This window comes from Paenisporosarcina sp. OV554 (genome assembly GCF_003058165.1).
Taxonomy (GTDB): Bacteria; Bacillota; Bacilli; order Bacillales_A; family Planococcaceae; genus Paenisporosarcina.
The window spans coordinates 50,260-67,590 of the sequence record NZ_QBUC01000009.1; the positions used below are offsets into that span (position 1 = coordinate 50,260).

The window sequence follows — 17,331 nt, forward strand, 5'->3', positions numbered from 1 at the left end:
ATGAAAAATTGTGGTAAAAATATTTAATAAGAGTTGTCATTTCTCAAGTTTTTTATATTTTTGTCGAAACTTGCAGGATTTTCTTCAACTATCTCGAATTCAATATATAGCCTATAAAGATGGTGATGATTACGTGCAAAGAATTCCTGAAGAAACGATTGAACAAATTCGCACAAGCAATGATGTAGTGGATGTCATTAGTGAATATGTTCAGTTGACGAAACGTGGACGAAACTGGTTTGGTCTTTGCCCTTTCCATGGTGAACAGACACCTTCGTTTTCTGTTTCTCAAGACAAGCAAATCTTTCATTGTTTTGGATGTGGGGCTGGAGGAAATGCCATTACCTTTGTAATGGATATAGACAATCTTTCTTTCCAAGAAGCTTTAAGTAAGTTGGGTTCCCGTGTGGGTATTGATATCGATATCGAACCACAAACTGGTGATACCACAACAATTTCTAAAGATGAAACACGTATGAAAGAAGCACATACTTTTGCGATGAATTATTATCACCACTTGCTACTAAATACTGAAGAAGGAGAAAAAGCCCTTCAATATTTAGAAGAAAGAGGATTTTCTCGTGAACTTATTGAACAATATAGAATCGGATGGTCTCTTCCTAATTGGGATGCTTTAACTACTTTACTGGAACGTAAAGGATTTAGTTTACCTGAAATGGCTCAAAGTGGGCTTGTCATCCAGAAAGAAAATCGAAATGAATATTTTGACCGCTTTAGAGAACGAATTATGTTTCCTGTTCGAGATGAAGTAGGTCAAGTTATTGCTTTTTCCGGAAGAGTATTAAATACAGATGCGCAAGATGCTAAATACATGAATAGTCCAGAATCTCCTATTTTCCAAAAGAGTAAAGTTTTATACAATCTAGATGTTTCTCGACCGATAATTCGGAAAAAACATAAAGTGATTGTCATGGAAGGTTTTATGGATGTTATAGCAGCCGCAAAAGCGGGTATCATGAATACAGTAGCCACAATGGGTACGGCTCTGACAAAAGAACAGATTAACAAGTTGAAACGCTTAACTGATTCAGTCACTATTTGTTATGATGGTGATTCTGCGGGTTTTGAAGCTGCAAAGCGGGCTGCCCAGCTATTAGTACAAGACAAGATGAAAACTGAAATTGCGCTATTACCGAATCAAATGGATCCTGATGATTTTATTCAAACAAATGGGGCTGAGGCCTTTGAAAAACAAATCATTGATCGTCCTCATGCTTATTTAGCATTTATGATGATGGTAGCTAGACGCAACAAGAATTTTCAATTTGAAAACGACACGTTACAATACGTGCAAGAAGTTCTCGAACATTTTGTAGGGAATACATCCCCAGTTGAACGAGATTTATATATTAGACAATTAGCAAAAGAAACCAATATTTCTGAAGAGGCGATTTATCAACAATTCAGAAAAATTGAAGGTAAATCATTAAAACAAAACACGAGACAGCAAGCTCCACCAATTGCCCAAAACATGCCTGTAAGTCGTAAACTTGTCCAAGCAATTGATAGGGCTGAAAAATTGTTGCTCGCTCATATGTTACACCAGGTTGATATCGTCGATAATTTACATCAAGAGCATGGTCTCCATGTATTCATTCACGATTCATATGAAGCGATATTTGTTCGCCTCATAGGTTTCTACGACATGTATCCTCAAGCGGATACACATCGTTTTCTTGAAATTTTAGAAGACACGGATTTACGTAAGTTGGTAATGGAAGCAACGTTAACAGAACGAGACCCAGAACATGCACGTGAAGAAGTCTCTGACTGCTTACGACAAATAAATAAACACCGAATAGAGCTTCAAATTCAAATGAAAATGCATGAGTCAAAAGAGGCTGAAAAGATGCAGGATATGACAAGTGCATTAGCGTTAGCAAAACAAATAATCGATTTAAAGAAATCGTTAACAACGATGTAAATGATTGGTTTTTAAAGGAGGAAGACTTATGGCGGACAAGTCTGAACGTACAAAAGAGGCTGAAACTGAGGTCAGATTAGAAGAAGCGAAGAAATCTCTGCTCGAAATGGGCAAAAAAGCGGGAGAGTTAACTTTTGCGGACATAGCTGAAAAATTGTCTGTATTTGTATTAGAATCAGATCAAATTGAAGAATTTATTGAACAGCTCGAAGCACAAGGTGTTGAACTTGGGCGAAAAGACGGCGATGAAGAAGACTTAGAAAAGTTAATGAAAAAAGGGCAAGAAGAAGAAACATTCGACTTAAACGATTTAAGCGTACCACCGGGAGTTAAAATTAATGATCCTGTGCGTATGTACTTAAAAGAAATTGGTCGTGTAGACTTACTTTCTGCTGATGAAGAAATCGCACTTGCTCAACGTATTGAAGTAGGCGATGAAGAAGCCAAGAAACGTTTAGCTGAAGCAAATTTACGACTTGTTGTAAGTATTGCGAAACGTTATGTTGGACGTGGGATGTTGTTCTTGGATTTAATTCAAGAAGGAAATATGGGTCTTATTAAAGCTGTTGAGAAATTTGATTTCCGTAAAGGCTTTAAATTTAGCACATATGCTACTTGGTGGATTCGTCAAGCGATAACACGCGCGATTGCTGACCAAGCTCGTACGATTCGTATTCCGGTTCATATGGTGGAGACGATTAATAAACTAATTCGTGTACAACGGCAGTTACTACAAGATTTAGGTCGAGAACCTTCTCCAGAAGAAATTGGAGAAGAAATGGAGTTACTTGCTGAAAAAGTGCGTGAAATCTTAAAGATTGCACAAGAGCCTGTTTCTCTTGAAACACCGATTGGTGAAGAAGATGATTCACACCTAGGAGACTTCATTGAAGACTCTGATGCACAGTCTCCATCTGATCATGCAGCATATGAGCTTTTAAAAGAGCAGTTAGAAGACGTTTTAGATACATTAACTGATCGAGAAGAAAATGTACTGCGCTTGCGTTTCGGTCTGGATGACGGTCGCACACGTACGTTAGAAGAAGTAGGGAAAGTATTTGGTGTAACGCGTGAACGAATTCGTCAAATAGAAGCGAAAGCTTTACGCAAATTGCGTCATCCTTCACGAAGCAAACGTTTAAAAGACTTTTTAGAATAGAAATTCCAAGAGACATTCACTTCTGTGAATGTCTCTTTTTTTATCGAAATAGAAGTATAAGTTTGAAGTTCCAAGAACCCTTTACGTATTTCTAAACGTAATAGGTCGTAAAGTGTCTAGCATGACGTAAGTTTATTAATAAATCGAGTGTGGAAATTGAAGAATTGTAAAGTGAATTTCTATTATATAAAAAGATTTTTTAATATTGCTAACCTCTCTTATAACAAAAATAGTTGTGAATGTTAGAATATTACCTTTATAATGAAAATTGAAAGCGTTTTATAAATTAAAGGGGTTGAATGTAGTGAATTTTGATTTATCGCAAGAACATCAGATGATTCGCAAAACAATGAAGGAGTTTGCGGATAAAGTTGTAGCACCAGGCGCGATAGAACGTGACCGCACGAAAGCTTTCCCTAAAGAAATCTTTAAACAATTAGCCGACATGGGGATGATGGGCGTACCGTTTTCAGAAGAATATGGCGGAGCAGGTTCAGATACGATAAGTTTTGCTATTGTTACAGAAGAATTAAGTCGTGCTTGTGGGTCTACAGGGATTACCTATTCTGCACATATATCATTAGGTGGAGCTCCACTTAATTTGTTTGGAACTGAAGAACAAAAACATAAATATTTAGCACCGATTTGTTCTGGAGAGTCTTTCGGAGCTTTTGGCTTAACTGAACCAAATGCCGGTTCTGATGCGGGTGGTACACAAACACGTGCAGTAGAAGATGGTGATGACTTTATCATTAACGGAAGTAAAGTATATATAACGAATGCAAGCTACGCGAAGCATTTAGCGATTACAGCAATTACTGGGATGAAGGATGGCAAGAAAGAAATAAGTGCAATCATTGTTCCTACTGATGCTGAAGGATTTACAGTTATTGATAATTATGAAAAAATGGGATTAAACGCATCTAATACTACTGAACTAGTACTAGAGAATGTAAGAGTTCCAAAGGCGAACTTATTAGGGAAACGTGGAGAAGGCTTCCAACAATTCTTAATAACTCTTGATGGTGGTCGTATTGGTATTGGGGCAATGGCGGTGGGTATTGCCCAAGCTGCCTTTGATAAAGCATTACGCTACTCAAAAGAGCGTCAGCAATTTGGCAAACCATTAGCTCATTTCCAAATTACTCAATTTAAATTAGCAGATATGGCGATGAAAATCGAATTAGCTCGTACAATGGTTCATAAAGCGGCATGGTTAAAAGATCAAGGTCAACCATTTACAAAAGAAGCATCAATGTGTAAGTTATATGCATCAGAGATTGCAATGCAAGTTGCAGATCAAGCAGTTCAAATTCATGGTGGGTATGGCTATATGAAAGAATATGAAGTTGAACGCTATATGCGTGATGCGAAATTACTCGAAATTGGTGAAGGTACTTCTGAAATTCAACGAATGGTCATTGCTCGACAAATAGGCTGTTAATATTCATTAATTTGTCGAATTTCTGACAATCTAATGAAAACTTCCATGTTAAGACTTTTCGTTTGAGATAGAATGCAGTACAATAACACTGTTGACTGATTCTATTATAGAAAAAGAATGAACGAAAAGAAGGAGGTTACATTATGCAAAAAAATCCAATCGTACCATTTATTTTAATTATGGCATTTGGTATTGGTCTTATTTTCTTCCTATCAATTCAAGGCGTTGATAAAAAGAAAGAAATTGCTGCTGGACATGAAGAAGGCGCTGCTGGAGAACAAGCTGAGGGTGGAGAAAGTGCAGAAGGATTTGATCCTGAAGCTGTTGCTCAAGGCAAATGTATCGCTTGTCATGGTGGAGATCTTGCTGGTCAAGGAAGCTTCCCATCATTAGTTGATACAAAACTTTCTACAGAAGAAATTGCTGAAGTTATCAAAAATGGTAGAGGTGCAATGCCTCCTGGTTTAGTACCTGCAGCAAATGTAGATGAAATGGCTGAATATATTCATTCATTAGAATAGGTACCGCTGACCCTTATCCTGAACATGGATAAGGGTTTTTTAGTAGGCTATGTTAAAGAATGCTGTTGATAATGAAGAACAATCGAAAGAGTCATTTGCGCCTAGCATGCCGCAATAGCGTGAAAAGTGAGACCAACAAGTATGTGGTTTGCATACTTGTTGGCTCATGCGGCTAGCGCAAATGTACGATAGACGACAATATCGTTTAACAGACCCATTATTTTCAAAACATCTTAATAACATTCAATTTAAGAAATAACACTACAACTATGAACCGTTAACTTGATTCCATTCACTGAGGATGACAGGTTTCCAGTTCGCTTCGGACGATTTACCTGCTGCACAAAAATCTAGAGAATAAATAGGAAGGGCTTGTGACTACGTCACTTCGCCCAACTCTTTTTATAGATTATCCTGCGGCGGGTGTGCATCCTTCGCTCCCTCCCTTGCAACCTGAAAGCACATAGTAAATTTGGTTTGGTTAACTAAATATAAAAAGAAGGAATCGTTCCGCTCCCTTACTATTCAGACACAATTTATAAAGTAGCTATATTAAAGAATGCTGTTCAAATTGAAGAACAAACGAAGAAGTACATTTGCGCCTAGCATGCCGCAAGAGCGTGAAGAATGAGACCCACAAGTATGTGGTTTGCATACTTGTTGGCTCATGCGGAACGTGCGGCAAGCGCAAATGTACGATAAACAACAGTGTAGTTTAACAAAGGCATTTATAAAAAGAAGGAATCGTTCCGCTCCATACTATTCAAACACAATTTATAAAGTAGCTATATTAAAGAATGCTGGTCAGATTGAAGAACAAAAGAAAGAGTACATTTGAGCCTAGCATGCCGCAAGAGCGTGAAGAATGAGACCCACAAGTAGGTGGTTTTCATACTTGTTGGCTCATGCGGAACGTGCGGCAGCGCAAATGTACGATAAACAAAAGTTTAGTTTAACAAAGGCATTTATAAAAAGAAGGAATCGTTCCGCTCCCTTACTATTCAAACACAATTTATAAAGTAGCTATATTAAAGAATGCTGTTCAAATTGAAGAACAAAAGAAAGAGTACATTTGCGCCTAGCATGCCACAAGAGCGTGAAGAATGAGACCCACAAGTATGTGGTTTTCATACTTGTTGGCTCATGCAGAACGTGCGGCAGCGCAAATGTACGGTAAACATTAGAGCAGCTTTACAGATCTTTTTATTAAAATATATACAAATTTTATAAACCATATACTGTCTAGGATTTCTGAATCGACAACGACACATTATAGTCGTTTAACTCGTCCTGCGGCACTTTTCATGTTATGTGGTACAATCTTGATATATAAAGAAAGGAGAGGATTTCGTTGAACGCACAACGTCTCTCAGAACGTTTAACACGTGTAGCATCTTACGTAAAAACAGGTGCCATTGTCGCTGATATTGGTAGTGATCACGCATATTTACCTTGTTATCTCATTCACCACCAAATTGCAGAAAAAGCAATTGCTGGAGAAGTGGCTAAAGGTCCTTATGATTCAGCGCGAAATCAAATAATGGACGAAAAATTAGAGAATAAGATAACAGTTCGCTTTGCTAATGGTTTGAAGGCAATTAACCATGAAGATCTAGTTGATACGGTAACTATCGCAGGGATGGGTGGGCCATTAATCGCAAGTATTTTAGACCAAGACAGCGATAGATTAGCAACTGTCAATCGCTTAATATTACAACCTAACATTCATGCCAAAGCCATTCGGGAATGGGCAAACGCGAACGATTGGAAGCTAGTGGCAGAAGAAATATTACAAGAAGACGATAAGATTTATGAAATCCTTGTTCTTGAAAGAGGCAAAATGACGTTGTCAGAAACTGAATTTTTGATGGGACCATTTTTAATAACTGATACCCAAAATGAAGTGTTTCGCTTAAAGTGGGAGAAAGAATCTACAGAGTGGATGCGGATATTAGAAGCTATTCGCGTGGCAGGACTATCATCTGAAGTACAGTTAAAAAAAGAAGAAATTGAAGTTAAATTAAAAATAGTAAAGGAAGTGTTTGGTGCATGAAAACAGCGAATGGACATGAAATTATTCAATTATTTGAGTCCTGGTCGCCAAAATTTTTTGCACTAGATGACGATCCTATAGGCTTACAAATCGGACAGTTAAACCGCCAAGTTCAAAATGTCCTTGTAACACTTGATGTCACTTTGGAAGTGGTACAAGAAGCAATTGACCATAACTGTCAATTAATTCTTGCTCATCATCCCCCCATCTATCGGCCATTAAAAAACCTTCGAACCGATACACCAACAGGGAAAATAATGGAGTTATGTATTAAACATGACATCGCAGTTTACGCAGCACATACAAACTTGGATGTTGCACCGGGTGGGGTTAATGATTTACTTGCCGAGGCCCTCGAGTTACAAAAAATTAGCATATTAGATGAGACGTATGCCGAATCATTAATGAAATTGGCTGTATATGTACCAATTACTCATTCGGAAGTTTTGCGTAAACAATTAGCTTTCGTTGGTGCAGGTCAAATCGGTAATTATGATAGCTGTAGTTTTTCTTCACTTGGAACGGGAAGATTTCAACCACTAGATGGTTCAAAACCTGTCATTGGCCAATTGAATAAAGTAGAACAAGTCGAAGAAGAAAAAGTAGAAGTAGTGTTTGCATCTTCTAAAAAGTCGAAAATCTTGAAAGCTATGTATGAAAATCATCCGTATGAGGAAGTGGCTTTTGATTTATGGCCTCTTGAATCTAAAACAAGTCAGCAAGGAATTGGGCGAATTGGACTGCTTCAACAACCACTGTCACTAGATGCCTTTGCTGAAAAGGTAAAAGAGCAGTTAAAGGTACCGTTTGTGCGCATTGTAGGTGATGCTACGAAAAGCATTCGCAAAGTGGCGGTGCTAGGTGGGGATGGTAATAAATATATTCAAACGGCGAAACGGGCAGGTGCAGATGTCTTGGTTACAGGCGATTTATATTTCCACGTGGCACAAGAAGCACAAACACTTGGTTTATCTGTAATCGATCCAGGTCACCATGTAGAATCAATTATGAAATCCGGCGTTTCAGTCAAAATGAATAGGTTGTGTGAAGAGAATAAGTACGATTGTCGATTTATTCCTTCAAGTATTTCCACAGAACCTTTCCGAGTTAAATAGAAAAGAGGCTATCCATTTTCTGGATAGCCTCTTGTTTTTTTTAAGAAATTGGATAGGGTTCAATTCGTTGTACAGGTTGTGGATTTTTAATTTTAGGTAAAATTTTGTCGATCGTTACAGTTCTTACAAGTTGATGCGTTTGTGGATCTAGTGGATCATATTTTTCTAAGAATTTAACGACCTCTTTTACGATAGGTGTTGGAGTTGAAGCACCAGCAGTTACCGCAATTATTTCAATTCCTTCTAGCCACTCTAATTTGAGTTCAGATAAATCTGAAATACGATAAGAAGGGGTTTCAGCAATTTCTTCAGACACTTGAGTCAGACGATTGGAATTATTACTCATTGGATCTCCAACGACAATTAACAACTGGGCTGCCCCAGCTTGATCAGCTACCGCTTCTTGACGAACTTGTGTAGCTAGACAAATTTCTTTATGCACTTCAATATGCGGAAACTTTTGTTCTAGTTTTTTCATTAATGCCGCAACATCCCATTGACTCATGGTTGTCTGGTTCGTCACGATTAGTTTTTCAGCCTCTATAGTTAGTTGCTCTACATCTTCGACAGTTTGCACAAGATGTACAGCGTGTGGAGCTACACCGATAGCACCTTCAGGTTCAGGGTGTCCCTTTTTACCAATATAGATTATTTGATAACCTTCGGACGTTTTTTCTCGAATAAGGTCATGAGTAACTGTAACGTCAGGGCATGTAGCGTCTATCGACACTAGGCCTTTTTGCTTGGCTAATTCTCGCACTTCAGGTGACACGCCATGAGCAGTAAAAATAACAGTCCCGCCATCCACCTTATCTAAAATTTCTTTTCTGTTTTCGCCATCTAACGTAATAATTCCGTCACTCTCAAAAGCGTCAGTTACGTGTTTGTTGTGCACAATCATACCTAATATATATATCGGACGTGGTAGGGATGTGTCCATCGCTGCATTACGAGCAATAACCATTGCATCCACTACACCGTAACAATAACCACGTGGGGTAATTTTGAGTACTTGCATATGTAGCACTCCTCTCAGAAGTTGTTAATCACTATTATAACGGAGAGAAGTACTTAATTCAAAAAATCAAAGAGGTGGTTGAAAAATTCTTGGAATAGATGATCCAGTTGGTCGAGGAACAGAAGACGCCACAGCACCGGCACTGCGGGTTACTGCGCTTGCAGTAGACGTAGCGTCTGGCATGCTTTGGAAGCCACGATAAATTTTCCAAAGCGCAGGAATGTTTTGAACCATAGGGGCTACTTGCTGAACCATAGGTGTTAATCTTTGTGCTGTGGATAAAAATTGATCAGCGGTTTGTAAATATTGTTCCATTCGATTTGATAATTGAGGAGTCCCTGCACTACTCATTCCAGTGGGTGATTGAGAAGGTGCGCCACCAGGGAAGCTATTAGGTCCTTGTGGTGCACCCGTATTTCCAGCCCCAAATGATTGAGAAAGTCCTCTTAAGAAGTTATTCCGTGGTGGTTGAAATTGCTGTGGAATAGGTGAGGATTGTTGTTGTTGTTGTTGTTGAGAAAAAGGGTAAAAAGATTGATATCGCATAAAATCCTCCTTTCTAAATAAATAGTTATTTGACTCAATGGCTATAATACAACTATGATAAACTGATGGTCTTTAAAACAGACGACAGAACATGCTACAATGAAAGTACGTTAGGAGGGGCAAAAATGTCCAAATATACTGATTATGATTTCCAGCCTTTTTTACAGGATGCCATTAGTAAATTAGGTTTCACAGAACCAACACCCATTCAAAAAGAAATAATTCCTTTGATTTTAAAAGGGAAAAGTGCGATTGGCCAAGCACATACGGGTACAGGGAAAACACATAGTTTTTTAATTCCGATTGTTGAGCGCATTCAATCAAACAAAACAGAATTACAAGCTATTATTACATCCCCAACACGTGAACTTGCTTCGCAGATTTTCGAAGAACTAAGTAAGTTAACTGAAGGTACAGAAATTCAATCAAAATTGTTTATTGGTGGAACTGATAAGCAACGTTCGATTGATAAACTAAAAACACAACCACATATCGTGGTAGGAACTCCTGGACGTATTCGTGACTTAGTAAAAGAAAATGCATTGCTCGTTCATACTGCTCCGATATTAGTAGTAGATGAAGCCGATCTTGCTTTTGACTTAGGCTTTATTGAAGATATTGATACATTTGCAGGGAAAATGCCAGCTAGTTTGGAAATGTACGTCTTTTCTGCGACTATTCCGGAACGATTGCAACCATTCTTGAAAAAGTATATGGAAGCTCCTGCACATATTCATATCGGAGATAAGCGTCCTGCAGCGGAAGGTATTGTTTTCAATCTAGTACCGGTTCGTAGTAAATCTAAAAAGAAACGTTTAGTAGAAGTTATGGAAGGAATAAATCCTTACTTAGCCATTATTTTTGCGAACACGCGTAAGAATGCTGATGATGTTGCTAATTATTTAGCTGAAGCAGGTTACCGCGTAGGACGTATTCATGGAGATTTAGCACCACGGGAACGTACTCGTATGATGAGACAAGTTCGCGAACTTGAGTATCAATATATTGTAGCAACAGATCTGGCTGCACGTGGAATTGATATCCAAGGTGTTAGTCATGTAATTAACTTTGAGCTCCCTGAAGACTTGGAATTCTTTATTCATCGTGTTGGACGTACTGCTCGTGCTGGATTAAAAGGTACAGCTATAACATTATATGAACCGACCGATGAAGACGCGATTATTCGTATTGAAAAAATGGGAATTCCTTTTGTTCATGTAGATATTAAAGATGGTGAGTGGTCTGAACTAAAAGAACGCCACGAACGTAAAAATCGTAAAAAGACAGAAATTAGTGAGATTGATCAAAAAGCAAAATCATTAGTTCGTAAACCTAAAAAAGTAAAACCTGGCTATAAACGTAATATGCGTTGGGAAATGGACAAAGTTAAAAAGAGAGAACGTCGTATTAAAAACCGTAAAAAGTAAGGGGTTTTTCGATATGTTATTAGGTTCACATGTTTCAATGAGTGGAAAAAACATGTTGCTTGCTGCGAGTGAAGAAGCTGCTTCTTATGGAGCGACTACTTTTATGATTTATACAGGAGCACCACAAAATACACGACGTAAACCGATTGAAGAGTTGAACATTGAAGCAGGACAAGCACATATGAATACGCATGGAATGTCGAATATCGTTGTTCATGCTCCATATATAATTAACATCGGTAATTCACTCAAACCTGAAACATTTGCACTCGGAGTCGAATTCTTACAAAAAGAAATTGAACGAACTGCAGCATTAGGTGCAAAACAAATCGTTTTACACCCTGGTGCTCATGTTGGTGCTGGGACGGATAAAGGCATTGAAAAAATAATCGAAGGCTTAAATGAAGTTTTATCGCAAGACTTTCCCGTACAAATTGCTTTGGAAACAATGGCAGGTAAAGGGACTGAATGCGGTCGCTCATTTGAAGAACTTGCACAAATAATAAATGGCGTGACGCATAATGAACGACTTTCTGTTTGTTTAGATACATGTCATGTTCATGATGCAGGTTATAATATCGTCGATGATTTTGACAATGTACTTAATCAATTTAATCAATTGATTGGCGTCGATCGTTTAAAAGTGCTACATATAAATGACAGCAAAAATATTCGTGGCGCTGGTAAAGATCGTCATGAAAATATTGGTTTTGGTGAGATTGGTTTTAGAACACTTAATCAAATCGTGCATCATCCACAACTAGTAAATGTTCCTAAAATCTTAGAAACACCTTATGTAGGACTAGATGCAAAAAATAAAAAGCCACCCTATTTTTATGAAATTGAAATGTTTAAAGCACAAACATTTATGCCGGAAAGCATTGACAATTTACGTTCATAAACTTCAAGAGACTCAAGCAGTTACCTGTTTGAGTCTTTTTTTTATAGATTAAAATACTCAAATAGCTTTTTGGTGCGATTTTTTCCTAAAATCTCAGCAATTTGTTTTTGAATGTGTGCTGGAGGGCCAAACAATATCCATTGAATGGAAGCTTTATCGAAAATAGGTCGAACTAATTTTACTTCCTGGGGAGATAATTGAACGGGAAGCGAACTTGTCATTTTTGCAATTTCATCATCTGATTTTTCTTTCGTTGCTTGAACTAGTTCCCAAATATCCAAAACTTCATCCTTTCAAGATTATAGAGTTTACTTCTTACAATTTCTCCGTTATACTAACTAATTGTAAATCGTAATGATTATGAATTAGAAAGAGGCGAGCTTGATGAAAACGCCATATGATATTGAACTTAACAATGTGTCATTCCAATACGACCACAACGTCGTATTAAAAAATATTTCGCTACAAGTAAAACAAGGGGATTTCTTGGCAGTTTTAGGTCCTAATGGTTCAGGGAAGTCCACTTTATTAAAAATAATATTGGGATTGTTAAAACCAACTTCAGGAACCATTGAGTTATTCGGTGAAAAAAGTCGAGATTTCAAAAAAAGAGAATGGCTAGGCTATGTCTCGCAAAAGTCCAATGCGTTCAATACGGGTTTTCCCGCAACCGTGTATGAAGTCGTTCAAAGCGGTCTTGTGAAAAAAACAGGATTATTTAAAAACTATCCAAATGATTCACATCAACGTGTTGAGAAGGCATTGAACTCTGTAGGAATGATTGATTTTATGAACCAATCAATTGGAGAACTGTCAGGAGGTCAACAACAACGTGTATTTATTGCTCGTGCACTTGTAGCTGAACCGAAGTGTTTAATATTAGATGAACCTACTGTCGGAATTGATCATCAGCACGTACAATCGTTTTATAATATGCTCGCTGAGTTAAATCGTGAACAGAATCTTACGCTGATTCTCGTCACGCATGATGTTGATACTGTATCCAGTAAAATCAGTCATGTCGCATGTTTGAATCAAACCATCCATTTCCATGGTTTTAAAAATGAATTTAATCAATTAAGTGATGTAGATCGTCAAGCATGGTATGGTCATTCCGTTCGTAAAATTCACCATGCTAAAAGTGGGGGAACGCGATGATTGAAGCGTTATTAAACTATGAGTTTTTACAAAATGCTTTTGCTTCTGGTATTATTATTGGTCTGATAGCTCCACTATTAGGAGTATTTATTGTTGTTAGGAGACTTTCTCTTATTGCAGATGCTTTGAGTCACGTTACTTTAGCGGGGATTGCAGGGAGTTTATATTTAAGTCAAACTACAGCAGTATTTGCACTGTTAAATCCTTTATATTTAGGAATTGTAGCAGCCGTTACTGGCTCGGTGCTTATTGAGCGATTACGACGTTTATATAAACATTATGAAGAGCTAGCTATTCCTATCATAATGTCTGCAGGAATTGGATTTAGTGCCATATTTATTTCATTGGCTAATGGATTTAGCTCAGATTTATTTGGTTACTTATTTGGTTCTGTATCAGCAGTCAGTAGACAAGATTTATGGATTGTCCTTTCGATTGCATGTATTGTTGTTATCTTTTTAGGATTGTTTTATAAAGAACTATTCCTCATGTCTTTCGACGAGGAGTACTCTAAAGCGTCTGGACTTCCATCGAGATGGATACACCTTTTATTTATGATCGTAACGGCACTTGTAATAGCTGCAAGTATGCGAATCGTGGGGATACTCCTTGTTTCTTCATTAATGACATTACCCGTAGCAGCTAGCATGCGCATGGCTAAGGGCTTTAAACAAGCGATTCTCTATGCGGTAATATTTGGAGAAGCTGCAGTGATAATTGGTCTTGTGTGTGCATTTTATTTAAATATTGCACCCGGAGGGACAATCGTTGTAACTTCAATCATCATATTATTACTCGTGATATTTGGGAAAAAGATTTGGTTAACGTTCGTAACACGTGATGAAAGGGGACGTCTTGCATGAATATCTCGAAGGCTTGGGACCTTTTAAAAGAAAAAGGCTACAAAAAAACGGATAAAAGACAACAAATTCTAGATTTGTTTGAGGATAATGAACGTTATATAACGGCTCGAGATTTACTTAATGTAATGAAAAAAGACTATCCTGGAATGAGTTATGACACGATATATCGCAACTTAAGTACGTTTGTTGAAATTGGCATATTAGAAGAGACTGAGTTATCAGGAGAACGCCATTTCCGAATGCAATGTGAAGCGGATCATCACCATCATCACTTCATTTGTATGGATTGTGGGAAAATTAAAGAAATTCATTTATGCCCAATGGATATGCTTGAGGAAAAGTTACCAACATATCAAATTGATAGTCATAAGTTTGAAATTTACGGCAAATGTCCGAAGTGTCTTTAAATGAGTGAAATGAACTTCTAATAGGAACCAAAAGAAAAGCGTGAGGCATATGCCTCACGCTTTTTGTGTTAGAAATGAATGTTGTATCCATGCATCTGCTTCAAGCCAGTTATTCACACGTATAACGCCATCTGGGACAGCTTGTTGGTTATAGGGAGTATTAAATAACAACACTGGAATATTACAATCTTCGGCAATGCCAACTGCATTATCGTGCTTGTCTTCAAAAAACACATCAATTGCATGGTTTTTAACAGTTTGAATTTTATTATGGGTACCAATTAATTCAATGTGATCGTATGCAAGATTTTGTTCAACAAACCATTGCAACGTTACATCACGGACATTTGTGCCACGAGCTGAAATGAAGTATAACTCATGTTCCTTTTTCCATTCAGTCAATATCGCATGCGCATTAACTTGGATAGGGGAAGTAGCGTAAATTTCTGGTTCTGCTTGTTTAAACCATTTGTAAAAATCTTCAGATGACACTGGGAATGCTTTTGTTAAATCATATTCTTTAATATCATCTAGTACTAAGTTACACGAAAAAGCCTTATTGATATGTGGCAGTAACGAAGTAGGGCAAGTGACTGTACCATCAATATCAATTCCGAATCGGTAGTTTGACAAATGAACAGCCCCTTAAGAGTTTTGTTTTTCTAATTCTTGTTTATCATAGTATTCTTGAGCAATTTTATCAATTTCAATCTTCAGTTCTTGAACCATTGTTGCTTCAGGGACTTTACGAACGGTTTTCCCTTTCATAAAGAGCAGTCCTTCTCCGCGAGCACCAGCAATACCAATATCGGCTTCACGTGCTTCGCCAGGGCCGTTTACTGCACAACCAAGAACAGCAACTTTAATCGGTGCTTTAATCGTTGAAATGTAGTCTTCCACTTCGTTTGCAATCGTAATTAAATCAATTTCAATACGTCCGCATGTTGGACAAGAAATTAAAGTAGCTGCATTTGACGATAGCCCGAATACTTTCAACATTTCTCTTGCAACTTTCACTTCTTCAACTGGGTCTGCACTCAACGACACGCGAAGGGTGTTACCAATACCATGACTTAACAAAGCACCAAGTCCTGCAGCACTTTTTATTGAGCCGTTTACCAAGGTACCAGACTCGGTTATTCCAAGGTGAAGTGGGTAATCGAATGCTTGAGACGCTTTTACGTATGCTTCGATAGCCAAACTAACATCAGAGGCTTTTAAAGATACGATGATATCGTGAAAATCTAAATCTTCTAGTATTTTAATATGATGTAATGCACTTTCGACCATCCCATCTGCAGTAGGATATCCATATTTTTCGATGATTTTACGTTCAAGTGAACCTGCATTTACTCCAATGCGAATCGGAATACCTTTTGCTTTTGCAGCGTTGACAACAGCTTCTACTTTTTCACGGCGACCAATGTTACCGGGATTAATACGTATTTTATCTGCACCATTTTCGATGGCTTTCAAAGCCAACTTATAATCAAAGTGAATATCCACAACTAATGGGATATTAATACGTTTTTTTATTTCAGCGATTGCGTCAGCTGCTCGATCATCTGGGCAAGCAACACGAACAATTTGACAACCTGCTTCTTCTAAACGCAAAATTTCTGCGACAGTTGCTTCAACATCATGTGTTTTTGTTGTGGTCATGCTTTGTATGAATAATTCATTGCTACCACCTATAGTTAAATCGCCGACACGAACCGGACGAGTTTTGGAACGGTGAATAATTTCACTCATGAAAATTCTCTCCTTTTTCGGGCTCATAGCCTTCACTACTCTTTATTTTAGCAGTGATGAAAAGGAAATGCCAAGGAAGAAACGTTACTTTTGTTTAAGAACACGATAAATTTGTATCTTTATATATAGGAATCTTCACAAATTCACCTGGTTGAATATTTTGATTACGTAGATGCGGGTTCTCTTTATAAAAAGTTTCTAATCGTTCAGGGAAGCTAATCCATACTTCTGATGGATACACCCCAAACAAGGATAACAAAGTATCACCTTCAACAGTTTGAACAGGGAATATTTCATATTGTACTTGTTCTACACACTCCGTTTCAGTTTTAGAGAATGCCGCAAGAGAGATTGTGCCATCAAGTAAATCGATTTTAATGATATAAGAAATAATTAAAATGAAGACTGCTAGTCCAATTATGCGCATAAAAAAACCTCCCTTTTTTCAACATATGCTGAAAAAAGAGAGACTATGCCTTTTTCTGAGGATAATATTTTAGAGCAAGAGCCAAATAGATCATACATATAACGGTTGTCACAATAAAAATCCATCCATCACTAACTCCTATATATAAGAGGAAAATAGATAGGATTGTTGGTGAAGTATAGGCAAATGCAGTAGTCCGCCAAACATGTCTGTAATCGCCACGACGCTTAAGGAGCTTTAATATCAGCATTCCACCAAAAGCCATTAAGCTTATTCGGACAAATAGTAATAGAGTGGTCATAATAAATTGAATGATAAAGGCGAAAGGATATAAGATCCATTCCATATTTTCAACATAATCAAGCAAGCCATCAATAGAAGTGGAATCAGTTTTGAACCCAGTTATAAAGTGGACGAATGAGAGCAGAGATAAAATGACTACAAAGAAAAAGACATATTGAATGACTTTGCCAATTGGTAAAAGACGAAAAGCTGCTATTTTTTTAGGATTGGAAATAGAAGCAAGTAATAATTGACTTATAGACATGAAATCACTCCTTATATCTTTATCATACTATTAATTCAAGGAGAGGTT

General features: G+C 37.5%; 18 protein-coding genes. 11 read left to right on the plus strand and 7 right to left on the minus strand.

All coding sequences use genetic code 11. The annotated features are described in order from the left end of the window. The first annotated feature begins 133 nt into the window (after positions 1-133). The 6 genes from dnaG to C8K15_RS09785 all read left to right on the plus strand — a co-directional run bounded on the left by dnaG (position 134) and on the right by C8K15_RS09785 (position 8,237). Positions 134-1,945, plus strand: coding sequence for a DNA primase (gene dnaG / locus C8K15_RS09760; RefSeq protein WP_108586218.1), 1,812 nt, complete (start codon positions 134-136; stop codon positions 1,943-1,945). A 28-nt stretch (positions 1,946-1,973) separates the two neighbouring features. After that, entirely contained in the window at positions 1,974-3,104 is a 1,131-nt protein-coding gene (rpoD, locus tag C8K15_RS09765) for an RNA polymerase sigma factor RpoD (protein ID WP_108586219.1), read from the plus strand. Between the two features lie 304 nt (positions 3,105-3,408). Further along, positions 3,409-4,548, plus strand: a complete 1,140-nt coding sequence (locus tag C8K15_RS09770; RefSeq protein ID WP_108586220.1) for an acyl-CoA dehydrogenase family protein — start codon at positions 3,409-3,411, stop codon at positions 4,546-4,548. 143 nt (positions 4,549-4,691) lie between these two features. After that, on the plus strand, positions 4,692-5,069 hold the full coding sequence (cccA, locus tag C8K15_RS09775) for a cytochrome c550 (RefSeq protein WP_108586221.1): 378 nt from the start codon (positions 4,692-4,694) through the stop codon (positions 5,067-5,069). Between the two features lie 1,351 nt (positions 5,070-6,420). Beyond that, positions 6,421-7,122, plus strand: coding sequence for a tRNA (adenine(22)-N(1))-methyltransferase (locus tag C8K15_RS09780; RefSeq protein ID WP_108586222.1), 702 nt, complete (start codon positions 6,421-6,423; stop codon positions 7,120-7,122). Then, positions 7,119-8,237 (plus strand): Nif3-like dinuclear metal center hexameric protein, encoded by a 1,119-nt coding sequence (locus tag C8K15_RS09785; RefSeq protein ID WP_108586223.1) that lies wholly within the window; start codon positions 7,119-7,121, stop codon positions 8,235-8,237. Before C8K15_RS09780 ends, C8K15_RS09785 begins: the two co-directional genes overlap by 4 nt. 40 nt (positions 8,238-8,277) lie before the next feature. On the opposite strand, the gene C8K15_RS09790 is transcribed toward C8K15_RS09785, so the two are convergent. Both C8K15_RS09790 and vrrA read right to left on the minus strand, forming a co-directional pair. After that, entirely contained in the window at positions 8,278-9,255 is a 978-nt protein-coding gene (locus C8K15_RS09790) for a 4-hydroxy-3-methylbut-2-enyl diphosphate reductase (protein ID WP_108586224.1), read from the minus strand. A 66-nt stretch (positions 9,256-9,321) separates the two neighbouring features. Then, positions 9,322-9,801: a VrrA/YqfQ family protein gene (gene vrrA, locus C8K15_RS09795; protein ID WP_108586225.1), complete on the minus strand. Its 480-nt coding sequence runs from the start codon at positions 9,799-9,801 to the stop codon at positions 9,322-9,324. 125 nt (positions 9,802-9,926) lie between these two features. On the opposite strand from vrrA, the gene C8K15_RS09800 reads away from it, so the two are divergent. Then, positions 9,927-11,228, plus strand: coding sequence for a DEAD/DEAH box helicase (locus C8K15_RS09800; RefSeq protein ID WP_108586226.1), 1,302 nt, complete (start codon positions 9,927-9,929; stop codon positions 11,226-11,228). A 13-nt stretch (positions 11,229-11,241) separates the two neighbouring features. Beyond that, on the plus strand, positions 11,242-12,129 hold the full coding sequence (locus C8K15_RS09805; protein WP_108586227.1) for a deoxyribonuclease IV: 888 nt from the start codon (positions 11,242-11,244) through the stop codon (positions 12,127-12,129). A 41-nt stretch (positions 12,130-12,170) separates the two neighbouring features. Here the strand turns inward: C8K15_RS09805 and C8K15_RS09810 are convergent, their stop codons facing one another. After that, complete coding sequence (locus C8K15_RS09810) at positions 12,171-12,410, minus strand: hypothetical protein (RefSeq protein ID WP_108586228.1); 240 nt, start codon at positions 12,408-12,410, stop codon at positions 12,171-12,173. Positions 12,411-12,513: 103 nt separating this feature from the next. On the opposite strand from C8K15_RS09810, the gene C8K15_RS09815 reads away from it, so the two are divergent. From C8K15_RS09815 to C8K15_RS09825, 3 genes are read left to right on the plus strand one after another with little or no spacing between them, the layout of a single operon-like run. Then, complete coding sequence (locus C8K15_RS09815; RefSeq protein ID WP_108586229.1) at positions 12,514-13,287, plus strand: metal ABC transporter ATP-binding protein; 774 nt, start codon at positions 12,514-12,516, stop codon at positions 13,285-13,287. Then, positions 13,284-14,150: a metal ABC transporter permease gene (locus C8K15_RS09820; protein WP_108586230.1), complete on the plus strand. Its 867-nt coding sequence runs from the start codon at positions 13,284-13,286 to the stop codon at positions 14,148-14,150. The genes C8K15_RS09815 and C8K15_RS09820 overlap by 4 nt, the downstream gene beginning before the upstream one ends. Further along, complete coding sequence (locus tag C8K15_RS09825; protein ID WP_108586231.1) at positions 14,147-14,557, plus strand: Fur family transcriptional regulator; 411 nt, start codon at positions 14,147-14,149, stop codon at positions 14,555-14,557. The genes C8K15_RS09820 and C8K15_RS09825 overlap by 4 nt, the downstream gene beginning before the upstream one ends. 54 nt (positions 14,558-14,611) lie before the next feature. Here C8K15_RS09825 and C8K15_RS09830 read toward each other — a convergent pair whose 3' ends face one another. From C8K15_RS09830 to C8K15_RS09845, 4 genes are all read right to left on the minus strand, one after another. After that, entirely contained in the window at positions 14,612-15,190 is a 579-nt protein-coding gene (locus tag C8K15_RS09830; protein ID WP_108586232.1) for a hypothetical protein, read from the minus strand. A gap of 12 nt (positions 15,191-15,202) precedes the next feature. Continuing rightward, on the minus strand, positions 15,203-16,309 hold the full coding sequence (gene ispG / locus C8K15_RS09835; RefSeq protein ID WP_108586233.1) for a flavodoxin-dependent (E)-4-hydroxy-3-methylbut-2-enyl-diphosphate synthase: 1,107 nt from the start codon (positions 16,307-16,309) through the stop codon (positions 15,203-15,205). 94 nt (positions 16,310-16,403) lie between these two features. Continuing rightward, positions 16,404-16,736 carry a hypothetical protein gene (locus C8K15_RS09840; protein ID WP_108586234.1) on the minus strand — a complete coding sequence of 111 codons (333 nt, stop codon included), beginning with the start codon at positions 16,734-16,736 and terminating at the stop codon, positions 16,404-16,406. Positions 16,737-16,779: 43 nt separating this feature from the next. After that, the gene (locus C8K15_RS09845) at positions 16,780-17,283 is read right to left on the minus strand and encodes a DUF1189 family protein (protein ID WP_108586235.1); all 504 of its coding nucleotides are present in this window, start codon (positions 17,281-17,283) and stop codon (positions 16,780-16,782) included. Positions 17,284-17,331: the final 48 nt, after the last annotated feature.

Bases quoted from the DNA above. Each gene is read 5' to 3' on its own strand.
- rpoD (WP_108586219.1), top strand. From the start codon at position 1,974: ATGGCGGACAAGTCTGAACGTACAAAAGAGGCTGAAACTGAGGTCAGA.
- cccA (WP_108586221.1), top strand. From the start codon at position 4,692: ATGCAAAAAAATCCAATCGTACCATTTATTTTAATTATGGCATTTGGT.
- C8K15_RS09785 (WP_108586223.1), top strand. From the start codon at position 7,119: ATGAAAACAGCGAATGGACATGAAATTATTCAATTATTTGAGTCCTGG.
- C8K15_RS09790 (WP_108586224.1), bottom strand. From the start codon at position 9,255: ATGCAAGTACTCAAAATTACCCCACGTGGTTATTGTTACGGTGTAGTG.
- vrrA (WP_108586225.1), bottom strand. From the start codon at position 9,801: ATGCGATATCAATCTTTTTACCCTTTTTCTCAACAACAACAACAACAA.
- C8K15_RS09800 (WP_108586226.1), top strand. From the start codon at position 9,927: ATGTCCAAATATACTGATTATGATTTCCAGCCTTTTTTACAGGATGCC.
- C8K15_RS09805 (WP_108586227.1), top strand. From the start codon at position 11,242: ATGTTATTAGGTTCACATGTTTCAATGAGTGGAAAAAACATGTTGCTT.
- C8K15_RS09815 (WP_108586229.1), top strand. From the start codon at position 12,514: ATGAAAACGCCATATGATATTGAACTTAACAATGTGTCATTCCAATAC.
- C8K15_RS09820 (WP_108586230.1), top strand. From the start codon at position 13,284: ATGATTGAAGCGTTATTAAACTATGAGTTTTTACAAAATGCTTTTGCT.
- C8K15_RS09825 (WP_108586231.1), top strand. From the start codon at position 14,147: ATGAATATCTCGAAGGCTTGGGACCTTTTAAAAGAAAAAGGCTACAAA.
- ispG (WP_108586233.1), bottom strand. From the start codon at position 16,309: ATGAGTGAAATTATTCACCGTTCCAAAACTCGTCCGGTTCGTGTCGGC.
- C8K15_RS09840 (WP_108586234.1), bottom strand. From the start codon at position 16,736: ATGCGCATAATTGGACTAGCAGTCTTCATTTTAATTATTTCTTATATC.
- C8K15_RS09845 (WP_108586235.1), bottom strand. From the start codon at position 17,283: ATGTCTATAAGTCAATTATTACTTGCTTCTATTTCCAATCCTAAAAAA.